General features: G+C 72.3%; 23 protein-coding genes. 6 read left to right on the top strand and 17 right to left on the bottom strand.

Annotation, left to right across the window (positions count from 1 at the left end):
- Positions 1 to 39: 39 nt before the first annotated feature.
- Positions 40 to 2,361, bottom strand: a complete 2,322-nt coding sequence (locus AB0N81_RS03430; protein WP_365355240.1) for a heavy metal translocating P-type ATPase — start codon at positions 2,359 to 2,361, stop codon at positions 40 to 42.
- Positions 2,362 to 2,511: 150 nt separating this feature from the next.
- Here AB0N81_RS03430 and AB0N81_RS03425 point away from each other — a divergent pair, with 150 nt between their 5' ends.
- A complete protein-coding gene (locus AB0N81_RS03425; protein ID WP_365355238.1) occupies positions 2,512 to 3,501 on the top strand; it encodes a hypothetical protein in 990 nt (329 codons plus the stop codon).
- Positions 3,502 to 3,530: 29 nt separating this feature from the next.
- Here the strand turns inward: AB0N81_RS03425 and AB0N81_RS03420 are convergent, their stop codons facing one another.
- Together AB0N81_RS03420 and AB0N81_RS03415 are read right to left on the bottom strand one after the other, a co-directional pair.
- On the bottom strand, positions 3,531 to 4,208 hold the full coding sequence (locus AB0N81_RS03420; protein ID WP_365355237.1) for a CatB-related O-acetyltransferase: 678 nt from the start codon (positions 4,206 to 4,208) through the stop codon (positions 3,531 to 3,533).
- 16 nt (positions 4,209 to 4,224) lie between these two features.
- Positions 4,225 to 4,902, bottom strand: coding sequence for a maleylpyruvate isomerase family mycothiol-dependent enzyme (locus AB0N81_RS03415; protein WP_365355236.1), 678 nt, complete (start codon positions 4,900 to 4,902; stop codon positions 4,225 to 4,227).
- A 73-nt stretch (positions 4,903 to 4,975) separates the two neighbouring features.
- Here AB0N81_RS03415 and AB0N81_RS03410 point away from each other — a divergent pair, with 73 nt between their 5' ends.
- A complete protein-coding gene (locus tag AB0N81_RS03410) occupies positions 4,976 to 5,614 on the top strand; it encodes a hypothetical protein (protein WP_365355234.1) in 639 nt (212 codons plus the stop codon).
- A 97-nt stretch (positions 5,615 to 5,711) separates the two neighbouring features.
- Complete coding sequence (locus tag AB0N81_RS03405; protein ID WP_365355232.1) at positions 5,712 to 6,788, top strand: GNAT family N-acetyltransferase; 1,077 nt, start codon at positions 5,712 to 5,714, stop codon at positions 6,786 to 6,788.
- Between the two features lie 12 nt (positions 6,789 to 6,800).
- Here AB0N81_RS03405 and AB0N81_RS03400 read toward each other — a convergent pair whose 3' ends face one another.
- The 5 genes from AB0N81_RS03400 to asnB form a co-directional block, all read right to left on the bottom strand.
- Entirely contained in the window at positions 6,801 to 7,559 is a 759-nt protein-coding gene (locus AB0N81_RS03400; RefSeq protein WP_365355230.1) for a class I SAM-dependent methyltransferase, read from the bottom strand.
- A complete protein-coding gene (locus AB0N81_RS03395) occupies positions 7,556 to 8,614 on the bottom strand; it encodes a helix-turn-helix domain-containing protein (protein ID WP_365355229.1) in 1,059 nt (352 codons plus the stop codon). The genes AB0N81_RS03400 and AB0N81_RS03395 overlap by 4 nt, the downstream gene beginning before the upstream one ends.
- Before the next feature lie 154 nt (positions 8,615 to 8,768).
- Positions 8,769 to 9,659 (bottom strand): NAD(P)-binding domain-containing protein, encoded by an 891-nt coding sequence (locus AB0N81_RS03390; RefSeq protein ID WP_365355227.1) that lies wholly within the window; start codon positions 9,657 to 9,659, stop codon positions 8,769 to 8,771.
- Positions 9,656 to 10,363, bottom strand: coding sequence for a hypothetical protein (locus AB0N81_RS03385; protein ID WP_365355226.1), 708 nt, complete (start codon positions 10,361 to 10,363; stop codon positions 9,656 to 9,658). Before AB0N81_RS03385 ends, AB0N81_RS03390 begins: the two co-directional genes overlap by 4 nt.
- Complete coding sequence (gene asnB / locus AB0N81_RS03380; RefSeq protein ID WP_365355225.1) at positions 10,360 to 12,555, bottom strand: asparagine synthase (glutamine-hydrolyzing); 2,196 nt, start codon at positions 12,553 to 12,555, stop codon at positions 10,360 to 10,362. The genes AB0N81_RS03385 and asnB overlap by 4 nt, the downstream gene beginning before the upstream one ends.
- A 493-nt stretch (positions 12,556 to 13,048) precedes the next feature.
- On the opposite strand from asnB, the gene AB0N81_RS03375 reads away from it, so the two are divergent.
- From AB0N81_RS03375 to AB0N81_RS03365, 3 genes are read left to right on the top strand one after another with little or no spacing between them, the layout of a single operon-like run.
- Entirely contained in the window at positions 13,049 to 13,837 is a 789-nt protein-coding gene (locus AB0N81_RS03375; protein WP_365355223.1) for a nucleotidyltransferase domain-containing protein, read from the top strand.
- On the top strand, positions 13,838 to 14,137 hold the full coding sequence (locus tag AB0N81_RS03370; RefSeq protein ID WP_365355221.1) for a PqqD family protein: 300 nt from the start codon (positions 13,838 to 13,840) through the stop codon (positions 14,135 to 14,137).
- Positions 14,134 to 15,144: a diiron oxygenase gene (locus AB0N81_RS03365; protein WP_365355220.1), complete on the top strand. Its 1,011-nt coding sequence runs from the start codon at positions 14,134 to 14,136 to the stop codon at positions 15,142 to 15,144. Before AB0N81_RS03370 ends, AB0N81_RS03365 begins: the two co-directional genes overlap by 4 nt.
- Positions 15,145 to 15,166: 22 nt before the next feature.
- On the opposite strand, the gene AB0N81_RS03360 is transcribed toward AB0N81_RS03365, so the two are convergent.
- The 9 genes from AB0N81_RS03360 to AB0N81_RS03320 all read right to left on the bottom strand — a co-directional run bounded on the left by AB0N81_RS03360 (position 15,167) and on the right by AB0N81_RS03320 (position 24,120).
- A complete protein-coding gene (locus tag AB0N81_RS03360; RefSeq protein WP_365355218.1) occupies positions 15,167 to 16,411 on the bottom strand; it encodes a type III PLP-dependent enzyme in 1,245 nt (414 codons plus the stop codon).
- Positions 16,408 to 17,883 carry a class I adenylate-forming enzyme family protein gene (locus AB0N81_RS03355; protein ID WP_365355216.1) on the bottom strand — a complete coding sequence of 492 codons (1,476 nt, stop codon included), beginning with the start codon at positions 17,881 to 17,883 and terminating at the stop codon, positions 16,408 to 16,410. Before AB0N81_RS03355 ends, AB0N81_RS03360 begins: the two co-directional genes overlap by 4 nt.
- A complete protein-coding gene (locus AB0N81_RS03350) occupies positions 17,880 to 18,257 on the bottom strand; it encodes a cupin domain-containing protein (protein ID WP_365355215.1) in 378 nt (125 codons plus the stop codon). Before AB0N81_RS03350 ends, AB0N81_RS03355 begins: the two co-directional genes overlap by 4 nt.
- The gene (locus AB0N81_RS03345; protein WP_365355214.1) at positions 18,254 to 18,544 is read right to left on the bottom strand and encodes a phosphopantetheine-binding protein; all 291 of its coding nucleotides are present in this window, start codon (positions 18,542 to 18,544) and stop codon (positions 18,254 to 18,256) included. Before AB0N81_RS03345 ends, AB0N81_RS03350 begins: the two co-directional genes overlap by 4 nt.
- A gap of 16 nt (positions 18,545 to 18,560) precedes the next feature.
- Positions 18,561 to 20,186, bottom strand: a complete 1,626-nt coding sequence (locus tag AB0N81_RS03340) for an amino acid adenylation domain-containing protein (protein WP_365355212.1) — start codon at positions 20,184 to 20,186, stop codon at positions 18,561 to 18,563.
- A gap of 2 nt (positions 20,187 to 20,188) precedes the next feature.
- Positions 20,189 to 21,181, bottom strand: a complete 993-nt coding sequence (locus AB0N81_RS03335) for a hypothetical protein (protein ID WP_365355210.1) — start codon at positions 21,179 to 21,181, stop codon at positions 20,189 to 20,191.
- Complete coding sequence (locus AB0N81_RS03330) at positions 21,178 to 22,440, bottom strand: FAD-binding oxidoreductase (protein WP_365355208.1); 1,263 nt, start codon at positions 22,438 to 22,440, stop codon at positions 21,178 to 21,180. Before AB0N81_RS03330 ends, AB0N81_RS03335 begins: the two co-directional genes overlap by 4 nt.
- Entirely contained in the window at positions 22,437 to 23,141 is a 705-nt protein-coding gene (locus AB0N81_RS03325; protein ID WP_365355206.1) for a hypothetical protein, read from the bottom strand. The genes AB0N81_RS03330 and AB0N81_RS03325 overlap by 4 nt, the downstream gene beginning before the upstream one ends.
- A gap of 166 nt (positions 23,142 to 23,307) precedes the next feature.
- Entirely contained in the window at positions 23,308 to 24,120 is an 813-nt protein-coding gene (locus AB0N81_RS03320) for a hypothetical protein (protein WP_365355204.1), read from the bottom strand.
- Positions 24,121 to 24,356: the final 236 nt, after the last annotated feature.

The raw sequence follows: 24,356 nt of genomic DNA, 5'->3' as shown, positions 1-24,356 counted from the left end.
GAACGTCAGGACAGGGCGGACGTCAGGACAGGGCGAACATCAGGACAGCGGCTTGAACCCCCGCAGCCGCAGGCTGTTGCCCACCACGAACACCGACGAGAAGGCCATGGCCGCGCCCGCGATCATCGGGTTGAGCAGTCCGGCGGCGGCCAGCGGGAGGGCGCCGACGTTGTAGGCGAAGGCCCAGAAGAGGTTCGACCTGATCGTGCCGAGGGTGCGCCGGGAGAGCCTGATCGCGTCGGCCGCCGCCCGCAGGTCACCTCGTACGAGCGTGAGGTCGCCCGCCTCGATCGCCGCGTCCGTGCCGGTGCCCATCGCGAGGCCCAGGTCGGCCTGGGCCAGCGCCGCGGCGTCGTTCACGCCGTCGCCGACCATGGCGACGGACCTGCCCTCGGCCTGCAGCCGCTTCACCACGTCGACCTTGTCCTGCGGCATGACCTCGGCGATCACGTGCTCGGGAGCGATGCCCACCTCGGCGGCGACCGACTCCGCGACGGCCTTGTTGTCGCCGGTCAGCAGGATCGGGGTCAGGCCGAGCGCGCGCAGCCGCTCGATGGCCTCGGCGCTGGTGTCCTTGACGGCGTCGGCGACCTCCAGGACCGCGCGGGCCTCGCCGTCCCAGGCGACCGCGATGGCGGTACGTCCCGCCGCCTCGGCCTCGGCCTTGGCGCGGGCCAGCCCGGCCGGCAGCCGGATCTCCCACTCCGCCAGCAGCTGCTCGCGTCCTGCCAGGACCGCGTGGCCCTCGACGACGCCCTGCACGCCGAGACCCGCCACGTTGGCGAAGTCCTCGGGGACGGGCAGCTCGCCCACCTCGGCGGCGGCGCCGGCGGCGACGGCGCGGGCGATGGGGTGCTCGGAGGAGTGCTCCAGGGCGCCGGCCAGGCGCAGGACGTCGGTGGCGGTGGTGCCGGGGGCGGTGTGGGTGGCGAGCAGCGTCATCTTTCCGGTGGTGACGGTGCCGGTCTTGTCCAGGACGATGGTGTCGACCTTGCGGGTGGACTCCAGGACCTCCGGGCCCTTGATGAGGATGCCGAGCTGGGCGCCGCGGCCGGTGCCGACCATGAGCGCGGTCGGCGTGGCGAGGCCCAGGGCGCACGGGCAGGCGATGATCAGTACGGCGACGGCGGCGGTGAAGGCGGCGGTCAGCCCTGCGCCGTTGCCGAGCCAGAAGCCGAGGGTGGCGAGCGCCAGGCCGATGACGACCGGCACGAACACCGCGGAGATCCGGTCGGCCAGGCGCTGGGCGGCGGCCTTGCCGTTCTGCGCGTCCTCGACGAGCTTGGCCATGCGGGCGAGCTGGGTGTCGGCGCCGACGCGGGTGGCCTCGACGACGAGGCGGCCGCCGACGTTGAGGGTGGCGCCGGTGACCGCGTCGCCCGCGCCGACCTCGACGGGCACGGACTCGCCGGTGAGCATGGAGGCGTCCACGGCCGACGAGCCCTCGACGACCGTGCCGTCCGTGGCGATCTTCTCGCCGGGCCGGACCAGGAAGCGGTCGCCGGCCTTCAGCTCCCCGACGGGGACGGTCTCTTCGCGGCCGCCGTCGCGCAGCACGGTGACGTCCTTGGCGCCGAGCTGGAGCAGCGCCTTCAGGGCGGCGCCCGCCTTCCTCTTGGAGCGGGCCTCGAAGTAGCGCCCGGCGAGGATGAACGCGGTCACTCCGGCCGCGGCCTCCAGGTAGATGTTCCCGGCGCCGTCGCTCCTGGCGATGGTCAGCTCGAAGGGGTGCGTCATGCCGGGCGTACCGGCCGTCCCGAAGAACAGGGCCCACAGCGACCAGAGGAACGCGGCCGACGTGCCGACGGAGATCAGCGTGTCCATGGTGGCGGCGCCGTGCCGGGCGTTGGTGTACGCCGCCTTGTGGAAGGGCCAGGCCGCGTACGTCACGACGGGCGCGGCCAGCGTGAGCGACAGCCACTGCCAGTACTCGAACTGCAGCGCGGGGGCCATCGCCATCGCGATGACGGGCACGGACAGCAGGGCCGCGGTGACCAGCCGCTGGCGCAGCGGCCGCAGCTCCTCGTATGCCTGCCGCTCCTCGTGTGCCTGCCGCTCGTCGTCGGTCTGCCGCTCGGCTCCGCCGGACGCGGGCTCGTCGCGTACGGGAGCGGGCTCAGCTGCGGTGTAGCCGGTGGCCTCGACGGTCGAGATCAGGTCCTGTACGGAGATGTCCTCGCCGCGGTAGCTGACCTTGGCCTTCTCGGTGGCGTAGTTGACGGTCGCCTCGACGCCGTCCATGCGATTGAGCTTCTTCTCGATCCGGGCCGCGCAGGAGGCGCAGGTCATGCCACCGATGGCGAGTTCGACCTCTGCGGCGGGCGGCGCCGCCTCGGCGGCACCGGGTGTGGTGGTGGCCATGTCTCGGGCTCCTGTACGAGTCGGGGTCCCGATACCCGGGGCGGGTACCGCTGACGAGGTCCATGTATACCCCTGGGGGGTACCTGACGCAAGAGGCGCCGATCAGAAACTCCGGCTTGACTTCATACCCCAGGGGGGTATCTTCGACATATGAATACCGGACTGAGGATCACCGCATTCGCCGCCGCCGTCGCCGCGACCTTCGGCACCGCGTACGGCGTGGGCACGGGCATCGACCCCGTCACGGACAAGGCACCCGCGGCCGCCCGGCACGGAGAACACGACGGCGGGCAGCGGGAAGAGAAGGAGGTGGGGAAGGAGAAGAAGAAAGAGAAGGAGAAGCAGACGGCCGACGGGGCCGCCCCCGGGGGCCTCGCGGTCTCCGACCGCGGCTACACGCTGGACCTGGAGACCCCGCGCGTCGAGGCGGACCGGCCACAGGAGCTGCGCTTCGCCGTCGTCAAGGACGCCACCGGCCGGAACGTCACCGCGTACCAGGAGGAGCACGACAAGGAGCTCCACCTCATCGTCGCCTCACGCGACCTGACCACCTACCGCCATCTGCACCCGACGCGCGCGGCCGACGGCACCTGGTCGACGAAGGCCGAGCTGCCCGAGGCGGGCGGCTACCGCGTCTTCGCCGACTTCCGCCCCGAGGGCGCGAAGGAGGGACTGACGCTGGGCGCGGACCTCGCGGTGGCGGGCGCGTACGCCCCGAAGAAGCTGCCCGCGCACAGCACCACAACGCGGGTCGACGGCTACGACGTCACGCTGAAGGGCGAGCTGAAGACGGGCGCGGGCGGCGACCTCACGCTGAGCGTGGCGAAGAACGGCAGGCCGGTGACCGACCTACAGCCCTACCTGGGCGCGTACGGCCACCTGGTCGCGCTGCGGGACGGCGACCTCGCCTACCTCCACGTTCACCCGAACGGCGCGCCCGGCGACGGGAAGACGAAGCCGGGCCCCGGTGTCTCGTTCGGCACGGCCGCCCCCAGCAAGGGCGCGTACCGCCTGTTCCTGGACTTCAAGCACGAGGGCAAGGTCCGCACGGCGGCGTTCACGGTGCACGCCGGCGGCAACGGCGACACCGGCGACCACCCTGACGCCGAGCCCGAGAAGGGCGACGGCCACGGGCACTGACGCCACCCCGTGCGGCCGCCCTACGTGGCTCAGGCGGTGGGCGCGACGGCCGCCAGTTCGTCCACCGAGCCCGACATGACGGCCCGCACATGTGCCGTCAGATGCTCCAGCGGCCAGTCCCACCAGGCGAGTTCGAGCAGCCGGGCGATGTCCTCGTCGCCGAAGCGGCGGCGGATGAGCTTCGCCGGGTTGCCGCCGACGATGCCGTAGTCGGGCACGTCGTCGACGACCACGGCCCCCGACGCGATGATGGCGCCGTGGCCGATGCGGACGCCGGGCATGACGGTCGACCGGTAGCCGAACCACACGTCGTTGCCCACCACCGTGTCACCGCGGCCCGGCAGCCCCGCGATCAGGTCGAAGTGCTCGCTCCAGGACCCGCCCATGATCGGGAACGGGAACGTCGAGGCCCCGTCCATCCGGTGGTTGGCGCCGTTCATGATGAACCGCACCCCCTCGCCCAGCGCGCAGAACTTCCCGATGACGAGCCGCTCCGGCCCGTAGTGGTAGAGCACGTTCCGCGTCTCGAAGGCGGTGGGGTCGTCGGGATCGTCGTAGTACGAGAAGTCCCCGACCTCGATCAGCGGCGAGGTCACGAGCGGCTTGAGCAGAACCACCCGCTCCTGCCCCGGCATGGGATGCAGCACGTTCGGATCGGCGGGTACGAGCGGTGCGCCGGAGCCGGACGCGGGCGTGTCGGAAGCCATCCCCCCATGATCCACGTCAGCCGAAGAGTGACAACTCCTTTTCCGTGACGCCCGCGAGCTCGTAGCGCGTGCCCGTCATCGGCCGTCCCGTGCACAGCCGTATCAGCGTCGGCGCGTCCCCGATGTAGCGGGCGGGCGGCCGCTGCCCGTCGACGACGCCCAGAACCAGCGGCTCGTCCCAGCCGTCCACGTCGGCGTGGAGCGGCGGCAGCGGGGAGGCGGCCCGCCTGGACCTGCTGTACCACTCCAGGAGCGGCAGCGCGTCGGCCAGCCCCGCACCGCCGTACGCGCCCGGCTTCCCCCACGCATCCCGTACGTCGCCGGCGTGCACCCACTCGCCCAGCGCGACACCGTCCAGGAGCCCCTCGGCCGCGGCGATGACCGGGCCCGCCTCCGTCATGCCGCGCTCCAGCTCGTCCACGACACGGGAGTTGGACCAGTCGGCGCGCTCGGCGATGTCACGTTCGTTGCTCTCGGGCGTGAACACGCCCTCCTCGAAGCGGCTCTCCACCACCCGCGTCAGCGCGGAGCCGCAGTGGGCGAGCACATGCCGCACGGTCCAGCCGGGACAGCAGGTGCGGATCTCGTACGCGTCGTCCGGGGCGGACCTCAACAGCGGTACGAGAGCGTCGCGTTCGGTACGGAGGAGGCGTCCCGCGCGGTCGGGATCGTAGGTTTCGTCGTTGGTGGCCATGGCGGCAGCCAACAGCCTGCGGCCGCACATGGCAACATACCCCCCGCGGGTAAGCGGCGACTACAGTCGCCCCATGGCCGACGAAAAGGACCTCCACGCCCGCTGGGCCGTGACCCTGCTCCGCGCGAGTTCGGGCACCCCCGACCCCGCCCCCTACGCGGAGCGTCTCCTCGCGCGCTGGGCCGAGCCGCAGCGCCGCTACCACACCACCGACCACCTGGCGGCGGTCCTGGACCACATCGACGTACTGGAGGAACACGCCGACGACCCGGAACTCGTACGCCTGGCGGCATGGTTCCACGACGCCGTGTACGCGCCCGACCGCTCCGAGAACGAGGAACGCTCCGCCCGCCTGGCCGAGCGGGCCCTCGCCGAAGCCGGCCTGTCGGACGGCCGGACGGCCGAGGTGGCCCGCCTGGTCCGCCTCACCGTCACGCACGACCCCGCCGAAGGCGACCACAACGGCGAGGCCCTGTGCGACGCCGACCTGGCGATCCTCGCCGCGCCCCCGGACACGTACGCCGCCTACGCCGCGGCCGTCCGCGAGGAGTACGGGTTCGTGCCGGACGAGGCGTTCCGCTCGGGCAGGGCGGACGTGCTGCGCCGGCTGGTGGCGCTGCCCCGCCTGTTCAGGACGCCGTACGGGGCGGCCAACTGGGAGGCGCCGGCCCGCGAGAACCTGGCGACGGAACTGACCCTGCTCGCCCCCTGACACCCCCTGAACGCGCCTCGGACGCGCCCTGGACGCCCGCGCCGCCGCCCCGCGGAATTCGGAGGCCGCCCGCGCCCCTCTCCCGTACTCTCACCGCATGCTTCTCATGGGTGGGGACCAGATCGACGAGGCCGTCGCGCACGCGGCCGGGGTGCTGCGTGCGGCGGCGGACCGCGACTGGAGCGTCAAGGCGGGCGGGCTCGACTGGAGCTGTCTGCGGACGGCGGAACACATCGCGGGCGACTTCAGCGCCTACGCGGGCCAGCTGACGGGCCGCGCCACGGACGGCTGGGTGCCCTTCGACATCACGCTCGACGAGGGCACGGGTCCCGAGGGCGCGATCCACGCGATCGAGGCGACCGGCGGCATCCTGGCGGCCGTCGTCCGCACGGTGCCGCGCGGCACCCGCGGCTACCACACCTACCCCTCCGGCAGCGCCGACGCGACGGGCTTCGCCGCGATGGGCGTCGCGGAGGTCCTGCTCCACACGTACGACATCGCCCGCGCGCTCGACGTCGACGCGGAACCGCCCGCCGCCCTGTGCGAAGCGGTCCTCGCCCACCTCTTCCCGCACGTACCGCCTGCCCTCCCGGGCGCCACGCCCTGGACGACCCTGCTGTGGGCCACGGGCCGCGGCACCCTGTCGGGCCGCGCGCCCGTCACGCAGTGGCGCTGGCACAACCCGCACTCCCTCCCCGCGGGACCCGTCGCCCTGCGCGAGGTGACGCCCGCCGCCGCCGCGGACCTCGCCGCGGGCGGCACGGGAGGACTGACCTGGCTGGGCGGCGGCCCCTTCAAGGGGACGCGGGCGGCCGCCGGCATGCGCACGAAGGCGTACGCAGCCGGGGCGCTCCGCCCCGGCTGGGGCATGTACGTGATGGTCCGCACCGCCGACGAGCTGGCCATCGGCGGCATGGGCTTCCACGGCCCGCCGGACGACAACGGCTGCGTCGAGGTCGGCTACGACCTGGTGGACGCGGCCCGCGGCAACGGCTACGCGACGCAGGCGCTGCGCGCCCTGTCCGAGTGGGCCATGACCCACTCCGAGGTGACGTCCCTCCTCGCCGTGACCGCCCCCGACAACGCCCCGTCCCAGCGGGTGGCGACCCGGGCCGGCTACGTCCGCCTCCCCGACCGCGACACGAACCACGCGTACGGACTGCACCGGCCGTGACAGGCCCTGGCATCAGCCGATCGGCGCCGGGGCCTGCTTGTCGAGGGCGAGCAGGCGGTAGTGCGGGTCGGGGCGGGCATCGTCCTGGGCCGGGAGGCGCGACAGCCGCTCGCACAGGTCCTCGACCCGGCGCGGGGGCGCCGCGTTGGCCCAGGGGATGCGGCCCTTCGTGATCACCTGCTGCCAGGTGCGGGGGCTGCGGCCCTGCCCGGTGCCCTCGAAGACCGTCTCCCCGGCCGGGGCCAAGCCGTGCCCTGCCGTCAGGGACAGGACCCGGTCGGTGTGGTCGGTGACCTTCGGCGCGTAGGCGTTCCGCAGGGGCGCCGTCACCTCGGCGAGGTCGCTGGGGACGGTGAAGTAAGCGTCGTCCTTGTCGACCGTGGTGATCAGTACGCCGCCGGGACGCAGGACGCGGGCCGCCTCGGCGAGGACGGGAGCGGCGTCGGGCAGCAGGTGCAGCAGCCAGACGAGGACCACCGCGTCCACAGAGCCGGTGGCCAGCGGCAGGCGGGTGGCGTCGCCGAGCACGGCGCGGCGCGGGAGGCGCCGCGCGGCGAGCGCGAGCATGCCGGGCGAGCTGTCGACGCCGAACACTGTGCGGCCTGGCCGGTCGAGGCGCCGGGTGACGATGCCGGTGCCGCAGGCGATGTCGAGGACGGTGCGGGCGTCGTGCGGCAGGAGCCGTTCGACGGCTTCGGCGGCGGCCTCGGCGCGGGGCTCGCCGCCCCGCGAGGCGTCGTACTGCTCGGCCTCGCCGTTGTAGTCGATCACGATGCCGACCTGCGGGGGCGTCGCCGGTCCATGACGGAAACTCCTTCGTTGTCCAGGTAGTCGAGGAGCGCGAGTCCCGAGCCGTCCAGTTCGTACAGGACGCGGGTGCCCGCCCTGCGGCGGTGCACGAGCCCGGCGGAGACCAGCGAGGTGAGGTGCTCGGACACCGTGCTCGCGGCCAGGCCGAGGACCGCCGCGAGTGCGGTGGTGGTCGTGGGGACGGCGAGTCCCCGCACGACGCCCGCGCGGCTGCGGCCGAGCAGGATCTCCAGCCGGTCGCCGCGCACGGGCATGTCGGTGCGCCGGTCGGGGGCGCTCGTCCCGGAGAGGATCGCGGCGCCCTTGGCCTGGTAGGAGAAGGCGGCGCTGCCCTCCTCGTCCATGGCGAAGAGCGAGGCGCCCCGGCCGAACAGCAGGGGCACGATGACGATGCGGGAGGCGAGGGGGACGGAGATGCGGCCGGGTCCCGCGTCGATCCTGAGCGCGGACGCGTCGCGCAGCAGCCGTCCGTGCAGGGTGTCGAAGAGCCGGTCGGAACCCTCGGTGGCCAGGACGCGGGAGCGCAGCAGGATCTCTTCCTCGATGGTGGAGCGCAGCGACGACGCGTACGGCGCGAGGGCTGCCTGCCAGTAGCGGTCCAGTGTCCGGCTCAGCTGCCGCAGCGCGGTCTCCGGGTCGGCGTTCAGGGGCTGGACGACGCTCGGGACGCCGTCGGGGTACCAGCGGGCGAGCCCGGCGCGGACGTGGGCGGGCGGCAGGGCGCGCAGGGCGGCCAGGCTCTCCTCCAGGTCGGCCTTCGGTGACGTCGGCACGACGGCGAGGAAGGAGGGCAGGGTTCCCCGGCCGGAACGGTAGAGCTCGACCAGCCAGGGAGGGATCTCGATGCCCGCCGCGGTGACCGAACGCCGGGCTTCCTTGGCCCACTTGGCGTACGGCCACGGTGGTGTCGCACGCTGTGAGACGAGCAGCCCGAGGCTGCCGAAGACCTCCCACAGCCAGCTGCTGGAAATCCGCACAGAGCTGTGCCCGGATTTCTGGATCGGAATGTGAATCATCGAGTTCCCCCAGGTCGTCCCCCACGAGGCCAGGTCGAACGGGGTACAGACTTGCCATCGGCGATCATCTGCGCAACTGCCGTTCGAAAGGTGAGACGAGGCCCCGCGGCGATGTCGTGACGCGCGCCGGCCGGGGCGCGCGGGCTCGTCAGTGCTATGTGGGCGCGGGAAGTTCACCGGCGACGACTTCACCGGCCGCGAGTTCACCGGCGCGGGCCACGGCCGCGTGCACCGCGTCCGCCATCGCCGGGGCGGTGCGGGCCGCGAGCAGCACGGAGAGGCCGGCTTCGGTGATGCCGCCCGCGGTCGCCAGGCTCTCCCAGGCGGCCGCGCCTGAGGCGTCCGCCCGGCGCAGCAGCGCGGCGGCGCTCTCCAGGGCGTCCGCGGCGAACGCCCTGGCGTGCGTGTACTCGGCGCCGGCCCGTGTCGCGGCCGAGCCGATCCCGGATGCGGCGAGCGCCAGGAAGGCGGCGCCGCTGCCCAGGGTGGAGGCGGCCAGGTCCTGTTGGTCCTCGGGGATCTCCACGACCGTGCCGAGGTGTTCCAGGAGGGCGGTGACCCTGGCGTGCACGTGGCCGGGGGTGCCCCGCGCGGAGCTGAGGGCCAGCAGGCCGCCCCGCTCGACGGACGCGGCGTTCGAGGCGACCCGGAAGGCGTGCGCGGACCGTGCCGGGCCCGGCAGGAGCCGGTCGAGCGGGCGGCCCGCGACGAAGGAGACGACGGCGGCGCCCGGGGCGAGTCCGGGCAGCGCGAGGGCGAGCACCTCGTCCGCCTGGGCGGGGCGCACGGTCACGACGAGCACGTCGGCGTCGCGGGCGGCCCGGCCGTTGTCGGTGGAGACGCCGACCGGATGGCTGCGGGCGAGCCGTTCGGCCTGTTCGGCGGTGCGGGTGGTGGCGCGGAGCCGGTGCGCGGGGTGGCCTGCGGCCAGCAGTCCGGCGAGGACGGAGCGCCCCAGGTGCCCGGCGCCCGCGACCGTCACCAGCGGCGGGACGGCGGGCGGCGGCGCGGCGTGCGGCGGGACAGCGGGCGGCGGCGCGCTCACCGTGCTGCTTCCGGGGTGCGTGCCGCTGCGGAGCCGGCTGCTTCCGGGGGGCGTGCCGGCAGCACGGACCGCAGGCGTGACCACGCTTCGGTGAACACCTCGTCCGCGGTGCCGGTGGCGTCCAGCGTGGTGAAGCCCCCCTCCTCGTACTCCTCGAGACCTCGGTAGGCGTCGCGGAACCTGCTGAGGAAGGAGAGGGAGTTCGTGTCGGTGTTGCGGGCCGTGACCCGTTCCAGGGCGAGTGCGGGCGGCAGGTCGAGCAGCAGCACCGCGTCCGGCACGGGCAGCAGTTCGTAGAGGCGGCGCAGCCTGGGGAGGTTGGCGGTGCCGGAGACGGCGGCCAGGGCCAGGTGCGTGTAGTAGTAGCGGTCGAGCACCACGACGTGGCCGGGGCGGGCGAGGTCGTCCGTGAGGTCGAGCATGTCCCGCCATTTGAGGATCGAGGCGAGGAACTGGGCCTCGTCGCGGCCGAGCATCGCGAAGCGGTCGGCGTGCCCCTCTTCCCGCGCGATGGCGTCGAGGGTGTCGCGGACCGGCGCGAGGTTCTTGTTGGGGTACCAGTCGGCGGAGCGGCCCGTCGCCCGGACCTCGTCGACGATGCGGCGCCCCAGGGTGCTCTTGCCGGACCCGTCGATCCCTTCGACCACGACCAGCGCGGCCCGGCCCGGAGTGCGACCGTCTGCCGTCACGCCGTCTGCCGTCACGCCGCACTCCGTCGCAGCAGCCCGTGCTCCAGCGAGGCGACCAACTCCTCGCGTATGTCGGACAGTTCGAGGCCACAGTCGCCGAGTACGCCGGACAGGGTGCGGACGCCGTCCAGCGCGCCCAGGAACGCCAGCCACGGCTTCTCGTCCACCACGTACTCGATGACGCCGTCCACCGCCAGGAACCAGGACTCGCCGTCCTTGCCGGGTGAGGACAGCAGCAGCACCTCGGGGGCGAGTTCGACGACCAGGTCGCCGTCGAGGACCGGGGCGACACCGATGCGTTCCTCGACGGCGATGCTCTCGGCGTCCCAGTCGGTGACCTTCAGGCTCTGCGGGGCGGGCCCGGCGCCGGTGGTGACCAGCGGGGCGGGCACGTCCTCCGCCATGCGGGCGAGGAGGCCGAGGTTGACGAGGCGCAGCACCAACTGCACGTCGATGGAGGGCTTCTCGGCGAGGTGCGCGACCATGGCGCGCAGCTTGTCGGCGTCCAGGTGGCGCCGGGCCTCTTCGGTGGAGAGGGCCTCGTCGATGAGGGCGCCGCCGTCCTGGGCCAGCATCCGGGAGAAGGCCCGGAAGGTGTGCACGTCGCCGGGCCCGTAGAAGAACGGGACCTTCTCGCGCCGGACGATCTGCTCGGGCAGCAGCCCGGACACGGCGGACCGCAGGATCTGCTTGTCCCAGAGCAGCCGGGCACGCCGTTCGGCGGGTATCGCGGCGGACAGCTCGACCAGCCGGTGGTCGAGGAAGGGGACGCGGGCCTCGATGCCGCTGCCGGCGGCGGTGCGGTCCTCGTGCCAGCAGTTGTACTGCTGGATCTTGTGCCACTGACGCCGCAGGTACTGGGGGTAGGGGTCCTGGGCTGCGATGCCGAGGTGGTGGTGCACCGCGTCGTCGCGCAGCACGGGGTAGGGGGTCTGTTCCCACCAGGCGGCGAGCGCGGGTGCGTCGAGGAGCGCGCCGCGCCGGGTCATGTCGCGCAGGTGGGCCTCGAAGTCGTGCCAGTCGCCGCCGCCGGCCAGGTCGGGCGAGTAGCCGCCGTTGAACTCGTCGCTGGCCGAGCCGAGCAGCATCCCGCGGAGCTCGGGCCGGGCGGTCTTGGCGTACCGGTGCAGTTCGTGCTTGTAGAACTGCTCGGGTCCGCACTCCGGCGTCTCGGACAGCCACAGGAGCCGCTTCCACTCCTCGACGCCCGGCACCCGGTCCGCGTCGAAGACGACCTGGTGGTTGGGCAGCCCGAGGAAGTCGGAGACGAGCGCGCCGTTCCGCGCGTCGCCGTTGCGGTAGGTGGCGCCGCTGAGGACCGTGAAGGTGTGCAGTGAGTCCGTGTGGCGGGTGGCCAGCGCGGCGACGGAGGCGGAGTCGATGCCGCCGGACAGGAACAGGCCGAGCTCGCTGTCGGCCGTGGCGCAGTCGGCGACGGAGTCGGCCAGCAACGCGCCGTACCGCTCGACGAGTTCCTCGTCGGAGCCGGATACGTCTACTCCGTCGCCGTCGCCCGGGAAGTCCCAGTAGCGGTGGGTGGTGGTCCTGCCGTCGGCCAGGTCGATGCGGACGACGGTCCCCGCGGGCACCAGATGGATGTCCTCGAACCAGGTGACCGGCTCGGCCTCCTTCAGGTGCGGGGCCGCCGTCATCATCGGCTGGGTGAGCGCGGCACCCCAGTCGACCCGCCGCGGAGTGGCGGCGTCGCTGAAGAGCGCCTTGATCTCCGAGCCGAAGACGATCCGCTCGGCGTTGCGGTGGTAGTAGAGCGGCTTGACGCCGAACCGGTCGCGGGCCAGGACGAGTTGTCCGTTGCGACGGTCCCAGATGACGATGCCGAACATGCCGCGCACGGTGTCGAGGAAGTCCACGCCGTGCTTCGCGTAGAGCGGCAGGAGCACCTCGCAGTCGGAGGCGGTGCGCACCGCGCCCGCGGGGAGGGCCGCGGCCAGTTCGCGGTGGTTGTACACCTCGCCGTTGGCGATGAGGACGAGGTCGCCGTCGCCGCTGACCAGCGGCTGAGCGCCGTCGTCGGGGCCGACGAGGGAGAGGCGGGTGAAGGCGAGCCCCATCGGGCCTCTGCGCAGCAGTTCACGGTCGTCCGGGCCGCGGTGGGAGATGATGTCCGCCATGCGGGACAGCAGGCTGTCCGCGTCCGGGGTCAGATCCGCACCGTCGATCCGGGCCACTCCGGCCAGGCCACACATGGGCTACCTCGCTTCACTACACACGGGAGATTCAAGAAGGTGCCGGGTCCGTGGACCCGGCACCTTCCTCACTGACGCTGTCTACCTGAATCAGGCGTTGACGCGCAGGATGCTGCTGGAGTTGATCGGCTTGACGGCCGGCTTCGAGTACTTCTGCATGGCGATTCACCTCCTGTTGCGCGGCCCCGACGAGGAACTCGCGGGTGCCGCGGGGAATTCGGGCCCTGCCCGGTGGCGATAGGAACACGCCGCCGATCTACGATGAGATCGCCAGGGCCGTCGTGTTGCCGACCATAGACGGCCGCGGCGCGATATGGCCAAGCCTTTCGTCCGCCGCCGAATGCTCCCCTTCTCTCCCTTTCCCGAACGGAGATTGAGGGCCTTTCGGCTCTCTCCGAATCCATGGCGGTTCCCCTCTCCCCTGCCTAACCTCGTGCTGGCCTGAGCGTCGATGCCGGGCAAGTGATGCGGTACTCCCGGTGGAGGTAGAGCGATGGCCACAGACTTCAAGAATTGCCTGAGCGAACTGGAGAAGCGTGCGCTGCTCCCCGACGAGTACAGCGCCGTGTACATCTCGGGTTCGATCGCGCGTGGCTGGGGCAACGAGACCAGCGACCTCGACATCTACGTGATCACGCCCGAGCCGTGGGCCGGCGACGGCGAGGCCTCCGCGCCGGTCGGCCTCGAGCCCAACTTCGTGCCGATCGGCATCACGCACGTGAACAAGGTGCGGTGGGACATCGAGTACTGGTCGCAGAGCCAGGTGGAACAGCTGATCGCGAAGGTGTCCTGGGCGTCCTTCGACAGCAACCCCAGGGCGACCGAGCTGATGACGTCGCCCATGCAGCACGAGCTGAACTTCCTGGAGCGGCTGCCGTACGCGGTGCCGCTGGTGGGCGAGGAGTGGCTGCGGGACCGGCGCGAGGAGGTCGCCTCCTCGGCGCTGCGCTCCCTGGCGACGTCGGCCCAGCTCAACCTCGCCGACGCCTATCTGGAGGACGCCGTCGGCCAGTTGAAGGCGGACGACCTGGAGAGCTCCGTGCTGTCCGCGAAAATGGCGTTCGGACATGCCATGGACGCGCTGCTCGCCTACCACGGTGAAGTCGGTCGCAGTTGGAAATGGCGGGCCCGCAGGTTCCACGAGGTCAAGCAGGACGTTCTTACTTTCGACCGTTACTGGGCGCTGGAGACCATGCGTGACTTCGACCCCGACAACCCGGCCCGTTGGGTGGAGGAGATCGTCCAGGTCTGCCGGAACATCTCCTTCGATGTGGTGCTCTGAATGACCTCCGGTGAAGAGATGAACCAGCCGTCGCCGGGCCCCGACTCCGTTCCGAAGATGCCGCTGGACTTGCGCATACGAAGAACCAAGGACTCCCTCCTTCTCATGTACGGGGAATCCCTGATGGAGCTTTCGGAGTCGGCGGCCTTCATCGTCCGTGAATTCGAAGGCCGGAGCAGTCTGGCGGATATCGCGCGGCGGCTCGTCGACGCGTACGGAATACCGTTCGACGAGGCTCTGGAGGACGTGACGTCGGTCGCCGAGTCGCTGCAGTCGCACGCGATGGTGGACTACGCATGACGAGCACGCCTTTCTACGCGGGGCTGGCCGCGAGCGAACTGCGCGTGGCCGAGACCGGGTACCGGGCGGCGGTCGCGTACGACAGCCGGTTCGGCAACTGGGAGGCGCGCGCCAGCGTGCGCCGCAAGCCCGCGCGCCGACTGGAGGGGCAGGGCGACGAGCTGGCGGTCCCCTTCCCTCCGGAGCTGGCGCCGGTGGCCACGCATCCGCTGGTCACCGGGCGCGGGCCCGCGGCGGTACGAGAGGTGCTGACCCACTGCCTGTACCAGTACCTGCACTTCACGACGGAGCTGGAGGAGCTGGCCGTCATCCCGGTCGTCGGCAAGATCAGCCGGAACCGGGCCGGCCTGCTCCTGCCCGAGGCGATGCGCGCCGACGCGTTCAAGATCTACACGGACGAGGCGTGGCACGCCCAGTTCTCCTATGACCTGGTCCGCCAGGTCGAGCGGGGTTCCGGCATCGCGGTCCGGCTCCCGGAGCTGCCGCTCTTCGTCGACCGTCTCGACGCCGTGCGCGACCGCCTCGACCCGGCCGTACGCGGCCTGGAGGGGCTGATGTTCAGCATCGTCAGCGAGACGCTGATCTCCGCCATCCTCGCGGACCTGCCCCACGACGCCCGTCTTCCGAAGGCGGTGCGGGAGCTCGTACGCGACCACGCCGAGGACGAAGGCCGCCACCACGCCTACTTCCGGCAGCTGCTCGACGCCTTCTGGCCCGCGCTGTCGGCCCGCGAGCGGGCCGCCGTGGGCCCGCTGCTCCCGGAGATCGTCTACGCCTTCCTGGAGCCCGACTACCGGGCGGCCGGCCTCGCCCTGCGGGCCGTGGGGCTGCGTCCGGACGAGGTGGCGCAGGTGCTCGCCGAGAGTCTGCCGCGCGACCGGGTGACGGGTGACGTGGCGGCGGCCGCCCGGTCGGCGGTGCGCTACTTCTGCGAGGTGGGCGCCCTGGACAACCCGGCGACCGCGGAGGCCTTCGAGGCGTCGGGGCTGCTCGCACGCGTCCCGTAGCGGGGGTCGTCTCATACCCGCCTCATACCGGGCGGCGTTCGTAGACCAGTGTGGAGACGTCCGTGACCGTGCCGTGGTCGAGGACGACCTCCGTGGGGCAGTCCCGCCCGAGGAACGCGACGAGGCTCGCGGTGAGTCCGTACGCGCCCACGTTCGGCACCACCACGTGGTCGCCGACGGCCAGTTCCGCCTCCTTGCCCCGGCACCAGAAGTCCAGCGGGGTGCAGAGCGGCCCCACGACGTCCGTGCGCCGGACATCCCCTGCCCCGGGCTCCGCGGCGAGCTCCGCGGCGGGCTCCGCGGCAGGGACGAAGGCGGGCTGGATGCGCGGCAGGCGTCCGATCGCGGACATGCCGCCCAGGTGGTTGATCCCGGAGTCCAGGACCGCGAACCGCTTGCCCTTGGACTCCTTCACATCCAGCACCTCGGCCACCAGCCGGCCCGCGGCGCCGACCAGATGCCGCCCCGACTCGAACAGCAGCTTCGGGCGGCGTGCCGCGTCGGGGAAGTGCCGGGCGAGCGCCGCGTCGACCGCCGGTCCGACGCCCCGCAGGTCGACGGCCTCGTCGGGCCGTGCGTACGCCCGCGGAAAACCGCCGCCCAGGTCGAGGACGCGCGGCCGGATGCCGAGCGCGCGGCAGACGCGGGCCGCCGACTCGACCGAGTCCGCGAACTGCCGGGCAAGGCCCTCTGCCGTCGGCACGTTGCTGCCCAGGTAGTAGTGCAGGCCGATGATCTCGCAGCCGTCCGACGAGGCGAACCGGCCGGGGTGCGCGAGCAGCAGTTCCGCGTCGACGCCGAACTGGGAGGGGACCCCCGTCATGGCGAGGCCGGGTTCCGTCGTGCCCTGTTCGGGGTTGACCCGCAGCATGACCTCCACCGGGACGCCGAGCCGGGCCGCGCAGGCGCGCACGACGTCGAGCTGGTCCGCCGAGTCCACCGAGAACAGCCGGGCGCCGCACCTGATCGCGGTGCCGGTCTCCGCCGCCGACCTGCCGGGGCCGGTGTAGACGACGGTCTCGGCGCTCATGCCGCCGGCCAGCGCGGTGACGAGTTCGGAACGGGAGGAGACCTCGGCGCCGCAGCCCAGCCGGGCCAGCTCCGCGACCAGTGCGGGGTGCGGGTTGGCCTTGAGCGAATAGAGCACGCGCGAGCCCGCGGGCAGCTCCTCCTCCAGCCCCTTGAACGCGGCCCGGACGTCGTCGAGTTCGTACACGTACAGCGGGCTTCCGTACGCGGCGATCAGGGGTGCCAGGTCCGGGCTCATCGGCCGGTCTCCAGTGCTCTTCGCAGCGCGGCCTTGTCGACCTTGCCGTTGGTGTTCAGGGGCAGGGCGTCCACTCTGTGGATGTGGTCGGGCACCTTGTGGTCGTCGAGCCTGGCCCGCAGCCCGGCCCGCACCTCGTCGGTGGTGCGCGCGGTGCGGACGGCCAGCAGCGCGCCCCGCTCCTCGCTCAGCACGACGGCCGCCGCGGTCACGCCGTCCACGTCCAGGGCGGCCGCCTCGACCTCCAGCGCGCTGACGCGGAAGCCACGGCTCTTGTAGACGTCGTCCTCACGCCCGTGGAAGTAGAGGAACCCGTCCTCGTCCATGGAGCACAAGTCGCCCGTGAACAGGGCCCGTTCGCCGTCGAGCGTGCGGAACCGCCGCGCCGTCTGCTCGGGCGCGTTGTGGTAGCCGCGCATCACGTGGGGGCCGCGGACCACCAGCTCGCCCTTGGTGCCCGGCGGCACGGGGCGCCCGTGCTCGTCCACGATCAGGCAGGTGGTGCCGGACAGGGGGCGGCCGACGGAACCGGGCCGCTCGGCGAGTTCGCCGGGCAGCAGGATGGAGACGCGCTTGCACTCGGTGAGCCCGAACATGGGGTGGAGCCGGGCTGCGGGGAAGTGCCGCCGCAGCTCCTGGGCGTAGCTCTCGGGGAAGTGCGCCCCGGTGTTGGTGACCATGCGCAGCGGCGGCAGTCCGGCTGGGCGCCGGGCGGCGAGCCGGAGCAGGACGGCGGCGAGGGCCGGCACGGCCGGCAGGACGGTCACCTCCCACTCGTTCAGGAGCCGCAGCAGTCCGGGCCCGGCGTCGGCCATCGTGCCGAGCGACAGGGTCGCGCCGGACGCGCAGGCCAGGAAGACCTGGTAGAGCCCGTAGTCGAACGCCAGCGGCAGGAAGCAGCCGATCACGTCACCGGGGCGCAGCTCCAGCCGTTCCTGAACGGCGCCCGTGGCGAACCGCATCGCGGCATGATCGCTGATGACGGCCTTGGGCATGGACGTGCTGCCCGAGGTGTAGATCAGGGCGGCGACGTCGTCGGGGCCGACGGCGCCCTGCGGGCAGGTGCCGTCCTCCGCGATCGCGGTGAGCGGCTCCACGGGGACGTCCGCCCCCGTTCCCGCCACGACGGTGCCCAGCTCGTCGTCGACGAGGACCAGCGCGGGCGCGCAGTCGGCGAGGATGTGCCGCAGGTGGTACGGCTTGACGGTCGGGGAGACGATGACGAACGCCGCGCCGAGCCGGGACAGCGCGAACAGCGCGGAGACGAGCGCGGCGCTGTTGTGGGCGAACAGGACGACGCGGTCGCCGCGCGTGATGCCCCGTGCGCCGAGTCCGGCGGCCGCGGCACGGCTGTGGCGGTCGAGTCGGGCGTACGTCCATGACGTGTCCGCCGTCCGCAGCGCCACGGTGTCGGGGTGCCGTGCCGCCGCGTCGTCGAGCAGGCCGTGCAGGACACCGGTGGGCACGGTCATGCGGTGCGGCCCCAGTACACGGAGACGAGCCGCAGCTCGACCGGGCCGTTGTTGGTGAGGTGGTGCTCGATGCCGGACTCGAACAGCACGACGTCACCTGCGGCGATCTCGAAGGTCTCCTCGCCCCGGTCGAGCACCCCGGACCCCGACGACACCACCCAGATCTCGTGCTGGGGGTGCGAGTGCAGGGGCAGTTCGGCTCCCGCGTCGACGACGGCGGTGTTCAGGGTGAACGGCATGTCCCGGCCGATGGCGCGGGGCAGCACGAGATCGTTGAGGGTGACCCCCTCGGCGAGCGGGCGGCCGAACTTGCGGACCGGCCCTGCGGGCTTGCGGGTGCGGACGGCAGCGGGCTGGGCTGCGGCTTCGCTCATGGCGCTGTCGGATGCCTTTCTCCTCGGCGGGGCCGCGTGGCCAGGGCCTCGACGAGCGCGTCGGTGAGGGCGTTCGGGTCGGTGAAGGTCTCCGGTCGCAGCGCCACGGGCGGGAACTCCACGCCGTGGTCCGCTTCCAGGGCGCTGGTGACGGAGACGATGCCCAGCGAGTCGAGCAGGCCGGAGTCGAGCAGTTCGGTGTCGGCGGCCAGGACAGGGCTGCCGGGGATCGTCTCGCGCAGCCGCTCGAGCACGCCGGCCAGCAGATCGGCGCGGTGGGAGTTCATCGGTTCATGCCCTTCTTCACGCGCGCACCTCGGAACCGGGTGCGGCCACGGCGGGTGCGGCCACGACGGGTGCGGCCATGGCCGGTTCGGCCGCAGCGGGTTCGGCCGCGATCCGCTTCAGCGCCACCCGGTCCGCCTTGCCGGTGCCCGTGCGGGGCAGTTCGGGGAGGATGCGGAGCTCCCGGGGAAGCATGTAGACGGGCAGCAGCTCGCGGCACCAGGCGGTGAGTTCCGCCTCGGACACGGCGCCCTCGCGGCGCAGGGTGACGAACGCGATCAGTTCGTGGGTGCGCTCCGGGTGCGGCCGGGTGCTGACCACCGCGTCCTGGATGGCGGGATGCGCGAGCAGCCGCGCCTCCACCTCGCCGAGCTCGACACGGAAACCGCGCGTCTTGACGCGCCCGTCACGGCGGCCGCGGAAGTGCAGCAGCCCCTCACCGTCCCAGGCGCCGAAGTCACCGGTGCGGTACGTGACGTACGTCTGTCCCCCGGCCTCCACCGTCAGCCGGGACGCCTCGGTCATCGCCGGGTCCCCGAGATAGCCCTCGCACATGGTCGCGGAGTGCACCACGATCTCGCCCTCGGCACCGGGCTCGGTGACGACCGCGCCGCTCGCGTCGGTCAGGAACACCTTCGAGCCGCCGAACGGCAGCCCGATGGGGATGCGGTCGAGGCGCAGGTGTTCCGGGGTCACCTTCAGGGCGGTGACGGCGTTGGTCTCGACGGGACCGTAGATGTTGACGATCTGCGCGTGCGGCAGGAGCGCGGCCAGTTCGCGCAGCGGCGGCACGGGGAACTCCTCGCCCGAGTACATGACGGTGCGCAGCCGCGGCAGGCCGTCGGCGAGGGAGGCGCTGCGCAGCAGGCCGGTCCACGCCGAGGGGACCGCGTACATGCTGGTCGCGCCCTGTTCGCGCAGGGTGGTGCAGACGGCCTCGGGGAAGAGGATCGTGCGGTCGTCGAGCAGGAGGACCGTGGCGCCCCGGGCGAGGGTGCCGAACAGGTCGAAGATGTGCATGTCGAAGTGGAGCGGCGCGTAGCAGGCGACGACGTCGTCCTCGCGTACGCCGATCAGGTCCTGGGCCCAGGCCAGGAACGTCACGGCGTTGGTGTGGGTGGTCAGGACGCCTTTGGGGACGCCGGTCGAGCCGGAGGTGTAGAGCACGTTGGCGACGGCCGACGGCTCGGCCCGCCCGGAGAGCTGTGACTGCTCCGGGTGCTCCGGCGCTCCCGCCGCGAACCCGGTCAGGGGGACGGCACGGGCCCGCGAGGTCTCGGCGAGGACCGGTGGCCGTACGCCGGGCGCGGTGTCGTCGACGAGCAGGATGCGGGCGCCGCTGTCGCCGAGGAGGAGTTCGCGGCGGGCGGCGGGTACCGCCGGGTCGACCGGGACGTACGGAACCCCTGCGAGGAGGCAGCCGAGCATCGCGGCGACCGTGCCGGGCGTCTTGGTCGCGTGCAGCGCGACCGGTGACGCCGGACTGGCGTCCGCGACGGCTGCGGCCAGCGTGCGCGTCTGCCGGGCGAGCTCTCCGTAGGAGGTCCGTTCGCCGCGGAAGACGAGCGCGGTGGCGTCCGGGCGCCGTTCGGCGGCGGCCAGGATGCGGTCGGTGAGCCGTTCATGGGCGACGGCTCCTCTCATGGTCACAGTCCCTCGCCGTCGAGGTGGGCCAGCAGGTCGCGCGCGAACGTCGCCTCGGCGGCCGCGAGCCGGCTGTCCAGGAGGTCGAAGCTGGCCGTGGAGGACTTGGCGCCCTTGGCCACGCGCTGCGCGTTGACGAACGCGAACTGCGAGGCGCGGCGCCACGGCAGGTCGATCTCCTCGTGGAAGCGCCGGGCGAGTCCGGCGGGCACCAGCTCGGGACGCGCCTCGGCGAGCCGCGTCAGCCAGGCGGAGTGGCAGGAGCGGGCGCGGGTGACTTCCCAGCATCCGAGGTCGTAGCGGGCCATCGCATCGGTGTCGTCGGCGTGGTCCCGCGCCCACTGGGCGTACGCGTGCAGGTCGCCGCGCTCGCCCACCAGCCGCAGGATCGTTTCGGCGTTGGCGCGGAGCGCTTCGGCGGGCGGGGTGGGCCGGGCGGTGCCGCGGGAGGACAGCGAGATCACCTCACCGAGCTGTCCGGGGCCGAGCGCCTCGACGAGCTTCTCGTACTCGGCACGGGTGACCTGGGCGGGTCCGGGGACGACGCGGCCCCACGGGGTGGAGTTGGTGTAGGCCTCGACGATGTGGAACGTGTCGCCGGTGACGCCGGCGAGGATCGTCGGGTGTGCGGAGCTGTCGTTGCCGAAGTAGGGCAGCCACGGCATGTGGAAGGCGTCGCCGTAGACGATCAGCGGGGTGCCGTCGGCGACGAGGGCCGTCACGGCTTCGTAGTACCCGGGCAGGGCGATCTGCCGGCGGTCGAAGACGAGCCCGGTCTCCCGGGCGATGGACTCCAGGACCGGCACGCGCAGGGTGACGGGCACCTCGTCGGTGGAGCGCAGTTCGAAGCTCCACTGCAGGCCCATGGCCGCCGAGGGGTCGGCGGCGCCGTGGAACTGCTGGAGTGCGGCCAGGTGGGCGTTGTCGCAGTTCAGCCAGGGAGCATCCGTAACGGTCTCCGATACGGGGATGACGCCCGCGGTCTGTGTTGTCACGTTGATCGACCTTCTTGGGTACGGGATGGTGCTCGGCGCAGCTGGTGGATCTCCCTGGCCAGCTTGGCGGCGGAGCCGAAACGCCCGTATCCGTCGTCGGACGGACCGGGGCCGGCGGGGCGGGAGCGGCCGAACGGGGTCAGGTTCGCGCTGCGGGGCGCGCCGTCGACGATCCATTCGGCGAGGCATTTGCCGACGACGGGGGCGGTCTTGAAGGAGCTGCCGCTGTCCGCGACGGCGCAGAACAGGCCGGTGGCCTCGGCGAGTTCGTCGATGACGGGACGGCCGTGCGGGCTCATGGCGATGAGTCCGGCCCAGCCACCGCGCATGGCGGCCGAGCTCAGCCCGGCGAAGCGCCCGGCGAGCTTGGCGCGGCACATGTCGACGTACCACTGGTCGACGCCCTCCGGCCCGTCGGCGGGCCCTTCCACGGGCACGCCCATCTCCAGCCCCGCGAGGAGCGATGTGGGGGTGTCGGGGCGGATCCAGGAGCCGCGCACCTGGTCGAGGAGTACGGGGGCGCCGTCGGGGAGAGAGCCCGGTTCGACGCGGAACCGCGTGATCTGCACGCGTCGCGCGCCGAGCCCGAGGTCGATGCCGAGCGGTTCGAGCAGCCGCGCGGACCACACTCCGGCGGCGAGGACCACCGCGGGTGCGGACACGGTGTCGCCCGCCTCGGTCTCGACGCCCTTGACCCGGCCGCCGCCGGTCAGGACGCGGCGTACGGCGGTGTGCCGGACGTCCGCGCCGGCCCGGCGCGCTCCTTCCAGGTAGGCGCGGGTGGTGAGCACCGGGTCGGCGTATCCGCTGTCCGGTTCGACGACGGCGGCGCCCACGTCGTCGAGGTCCGCCCCGGGGAACAGGGCGGCGAGTTCCGGCAGCGGCAGTTCCCGTACCGGGATGCCCGCGGCCTGCTGTGCGGCGACCGCGTCCCGCATGGTGTTCGCGTAGCGCGGCGGCAGCAGGTGCACGATGCCGCTCCGGGTGAACCCGGTGGGCAGGCCGGTGAGTTCGGGGACGCGAGCCAGTTCCCGCAGGCCCGCGTGGGCCAGCGAGGCCTGGGGCAGCGAGGGGTGGTGCAGGGTGAGCATGGCGCCGGACTTGGGCGTGGCCGACCGGGGCGAGGGGACGTCCAGCAGGACGACGCGTCCGGCGCCTCGTGTCGCCAGGTGGAAGGCGGCGGCGGCGCCGTTGATGCCGCCGCCGATGACGACGACGTCCGCGGTGGTGCTGTCGTCGCCGTGTCTGCCCGCGGTCATGACGGGGTCGCCACGGGATGTCCGGGGGCCGTGTCGAGTGGCCGCGGGGCGGCCGTGTCGAGCGGCCGCAGGGCCGTCAGGCCCGACCAGATCTCCTTGAACACGTCGTCGGCGGACCGGGACGCGTCGATGACGTGGAAGGTCTCGTACTCGGGAAGCCGGTGGAATGCGTCCCTGAAACCGGCGAGGAATTCCGTGGTGTTGGTGTCGACTCCGCGGGTGCGTACGCGTTCGGCGGCGACGCCCGGTTCGACGTCCAGGAAGAAAACCAGATCCGGTTCCGGGAAAGCGCTGAACAACCTCCGCAGCAGCGGCTCGTTGCCTGTTTCGAAGGTACGGGCAAGGGCGAACTGCGCGTACTTGTAGCGGTCGACCACGACGAAGTGGTCCGGGCGGTTCAGGTCCGTTTCGAGCTCCAGCAGTTCCCGCCACTTCATGATGCTGGGAATGAGCTGAGCGAAGTCTCTGCCGAACAACTCGAAACGGTTCTCGTGGCCTTCTTCACGAGCCAGTCGATCGAGTGCGGTGCGCACCGGGCGAAAGGTTCGATTGGGGAACCACGTGACGGAACGGCCGCATTTCCGCAGCATGTCCACGAGTGCGAGTGCGGCTGTCGTCTTGCCCGATCCGTCCGTGCCTTCGACCGCTATCAGACACGCCTGCTTCTGGATACTGCCCGGGCCGCGTTCGGCTGTGGGCATGGCAGCAGGAACACCCATTTCCCTCCCCCGTTCACATGGATGCGCAATCCCGGCAGAGCCGAGATTGCGGTGACCATACCTGCTCGTAGATCGGCGGGCCAGAGGGTGCCCATCTATCGGGACGAGATCTAAAGAGACTCCCAAGTATGGCCTCTGACCAGGCAGTTCACCAGCCGCGGCGGGGTCCGCGGAGGGCGCCGCGCACCAGGTGCTCGGGCTGTTCGGCCAACAGGCGGCGGCACACCGAGAGCACTGAACCGACCCACTCCCGACTGTTTTCGACGCGCAGTCCCGACATGGTCTCGATCGCCCAGTACTCGTCGAAACCGAGGGCTTTCGGGGCGACTTCACGGACTCGGCGTGCGCGCCATTCAGGGGTGTACGTCCCGTAACTCCCCTGGCCTTCGAGGAGGGCGTCGACGGTGTGTCCGAAGGCCTTGCGGGCCGAAAGGACGGCGCTGTGCAGATCACCCGACGCGAGTTGTCCGACCGCGTCCTCGACGGACCCTTCGGCGTCGCCCAGGGACCGGGTGACGGCGATGTCCCGGAAGGCGCTCCGCTCGGCCCGCTCCCGCCAACCGTCGAACGCGGCATGCCCGTTGCGTGCGCGGCCCGTGACGATGCCCTGGACCAGCAGTTCCTCCGTCTCGACGAGCAGGGGCGCGACACCCGCCGCCGCAAGCCGGTCGCGGCCCGTCTTGGCCAGCACCTGCTCGGCCTGGCTCTCGGTCCAGCAGGTCACGGCGTACCTCTGCCCCCGGACGTGCCTGGTGAGCGTGGCGACGCGGGCCGGGTCGAGCGGCACGCTCCTGGCCGTCGAACCGGCCGGAGCCCAGGGCGAGACGGTGACGACGTGCACGTCGTGGGCGACCGGATCGGGGCGGCCGGACCGCAGGTCGCCGCAGAACACCGCGACGGTGTCCGTGGGCAGTTCCTCCTGTGGGACCACCTGGTCGAGGAGTTCGGAAATCTCGGGCACGGCTTCGCTCCTGTCGCGGTGGTTCACCGGCATGAGGGGATTGCGGGGGAAGGTATCAAACCCCCTCCACCAGCGAAGGGAATTACCGGTTCCGTTCGCCGCTTGCGATGTACACATGCTGGACAGCCCATTTCCGCCGACATTCCCCGTGGGTATAGTGCGGCGCGCTGCCACGGGGGCGTGGCTTAAGTTCAGTTGTGCGATGTGCCGGGGGGCGTGCGGTCGCTGCCGAGCAT

The organism is Streptomyces sp. NPDC093510, assembly GCF_040683555.1.
In the GTDB taxonomy this organism is placed as follows: domain Bacteria; phylum Actinomycetota; class Actinomycetes; order Streptomycetales; family Streptomycetaceae; genus Streptomyces.
This window is presented reverse-complemented; position numbering and strand designations above follow the sequence as displayed.

What these genes read in the sequence shown, in the direction of transcription:
- AB0N81_RS03370 (WP_365355221.1), top strand. Translation starts at nt 13,838, where the DNA reads ATGACCTCCGGTGAAGAGATGAACCAGCCGTCGCCGGGCCCCGACTCC.
- AB0N81_RS03325 (WP_365355206.1), bottom strand. Translation starts at nt 23,141, where the DNA reads ATGCCCACAGCCGAACGCGGCCCGGGCAGTATCCAGAAGCAGGCGTGT.
- AB0N81_RS03425 (WP_365355238.1), top strand. Translation starts at nt 2,512, where the DNA reads ATGAATACCGGACTGAGGATCACCGCATTCGCCGCCGCCGTCGCCGCG.
- AB0N81_RS03365 (WP_365355220.1), top strand. Translation starts at nt 14,134, where the DNA reads ATGACGAGCACGCCTTTCTACGCGGGGCTGGCCGCGAGCGAACTGCGC.
- AB0N81_RS03405 (WP_365355232.1), top strand. Translation starts at nt 5,712, where the DNA reads ATGCTTCTCATGGGTGGGGACCAGATCGACGAGGCCGTCGCGCACGCG.
- AB0N81_RS03420 (WP_365355237.1), bottom strand. Translation starts at nt 4,208, where the DNA reads ATGGCTTCCGACACGCCCGCGTCCGGCTCCGGCGCACCGCTCGTACCC.
- AB0N81_RS03395 (WP_365355229.1), bottom strand. Translation starts at nt 8,614, where the DNA reads ATGATTCACATTCCGATCCAGAAATCCGGGCACAGCTCTGTGCGGATT.
- AB0N81_RS03430 (WP_365355240.1), bottom strand. Translation starts at nt 2,361, where the DNA reads ATGGCCACCACCACACCCGGTGCCGCCGAGGCGGCGCCGCCCGCCGCA.
- AB0N81_RS03415 (WP_365355236.1), bottom strand. Translation starts at nt 4,902, where the DNA reads ATGGCCACCAACGACGAAACCTACGATCCCGACCGCGCGGGACGCCTC.
- AB0N81_RS03410 (WP_365355234.1), top strand. Translation starts at nt 4,976, where the DNA reads ATGGCCGACGAAAAGGACCTCCACGCCCGCTGGGCCGTGACCCTGCTC.
- asnB (WP_365355225.1), bottom strand. Translation starts at nt 12,555, where the DNA reads ATGTGTGGCCTGGCCGGAGTGGCCCGGATCGACGGTGCGGATCTGACC.
- AB0N81_RS03375 (WP_365355223.1), top strand. Translation starts at nt 13,049, where the DNA reads ATGGCCACAGACTTCAAGAATTGCCTGAGCGAACTGGAGAAGCGTGCG.
- AB0N81_RS03330 (WP_365355208.1), bottom strand. Translation starts at nt 22,440, where the DNA reads ATGACCGCGGGCAGACACGGCGACGACAGCACCACCGCGGACGTCGTC.
- AB0N81_RS03345 (WP_365355214.1), bottom strand. Translation starts at nt 18,544, where the DNA reads ATGAACTCCCACCGCGCCGATCTGCTGGCCGGCGTGCTCGAGCGGCTG.
- AB0N81_RS03355 (WP_365355216.1), bottom strand. Translation starts at nt 17,883, where the DNA reads ATGACCGTGCCCACCGGTGTCCTGCACGGCCTGCTCGACGACGCGGCG.
- AB0N81_RS03360 (WP_365355218.1), bottom strand. Translation starts at nt 16,411, where the DNA reads ATGAGCCCGGACCTGGCACCCCTGATCGCCGCGTACGGAAGCCCGCTG.
- AB0N81_RS03340 (WP_365355212.1), bottom strand. Translation starts at nt 20,186, where the DNA reads ATGAGAGGAGCCGTCGCCCATGAACGGCTCACCGACCGCATCCTGGCC.
- AB0N81_RS03350 (WP_365355215.1), bottom strand. Translation starts at nt 18,257, where the DNA reads ATGAGCGAAGCCGCAGCCCAGCCCGCTGCCGTCCGCACCCGCAAGCCC.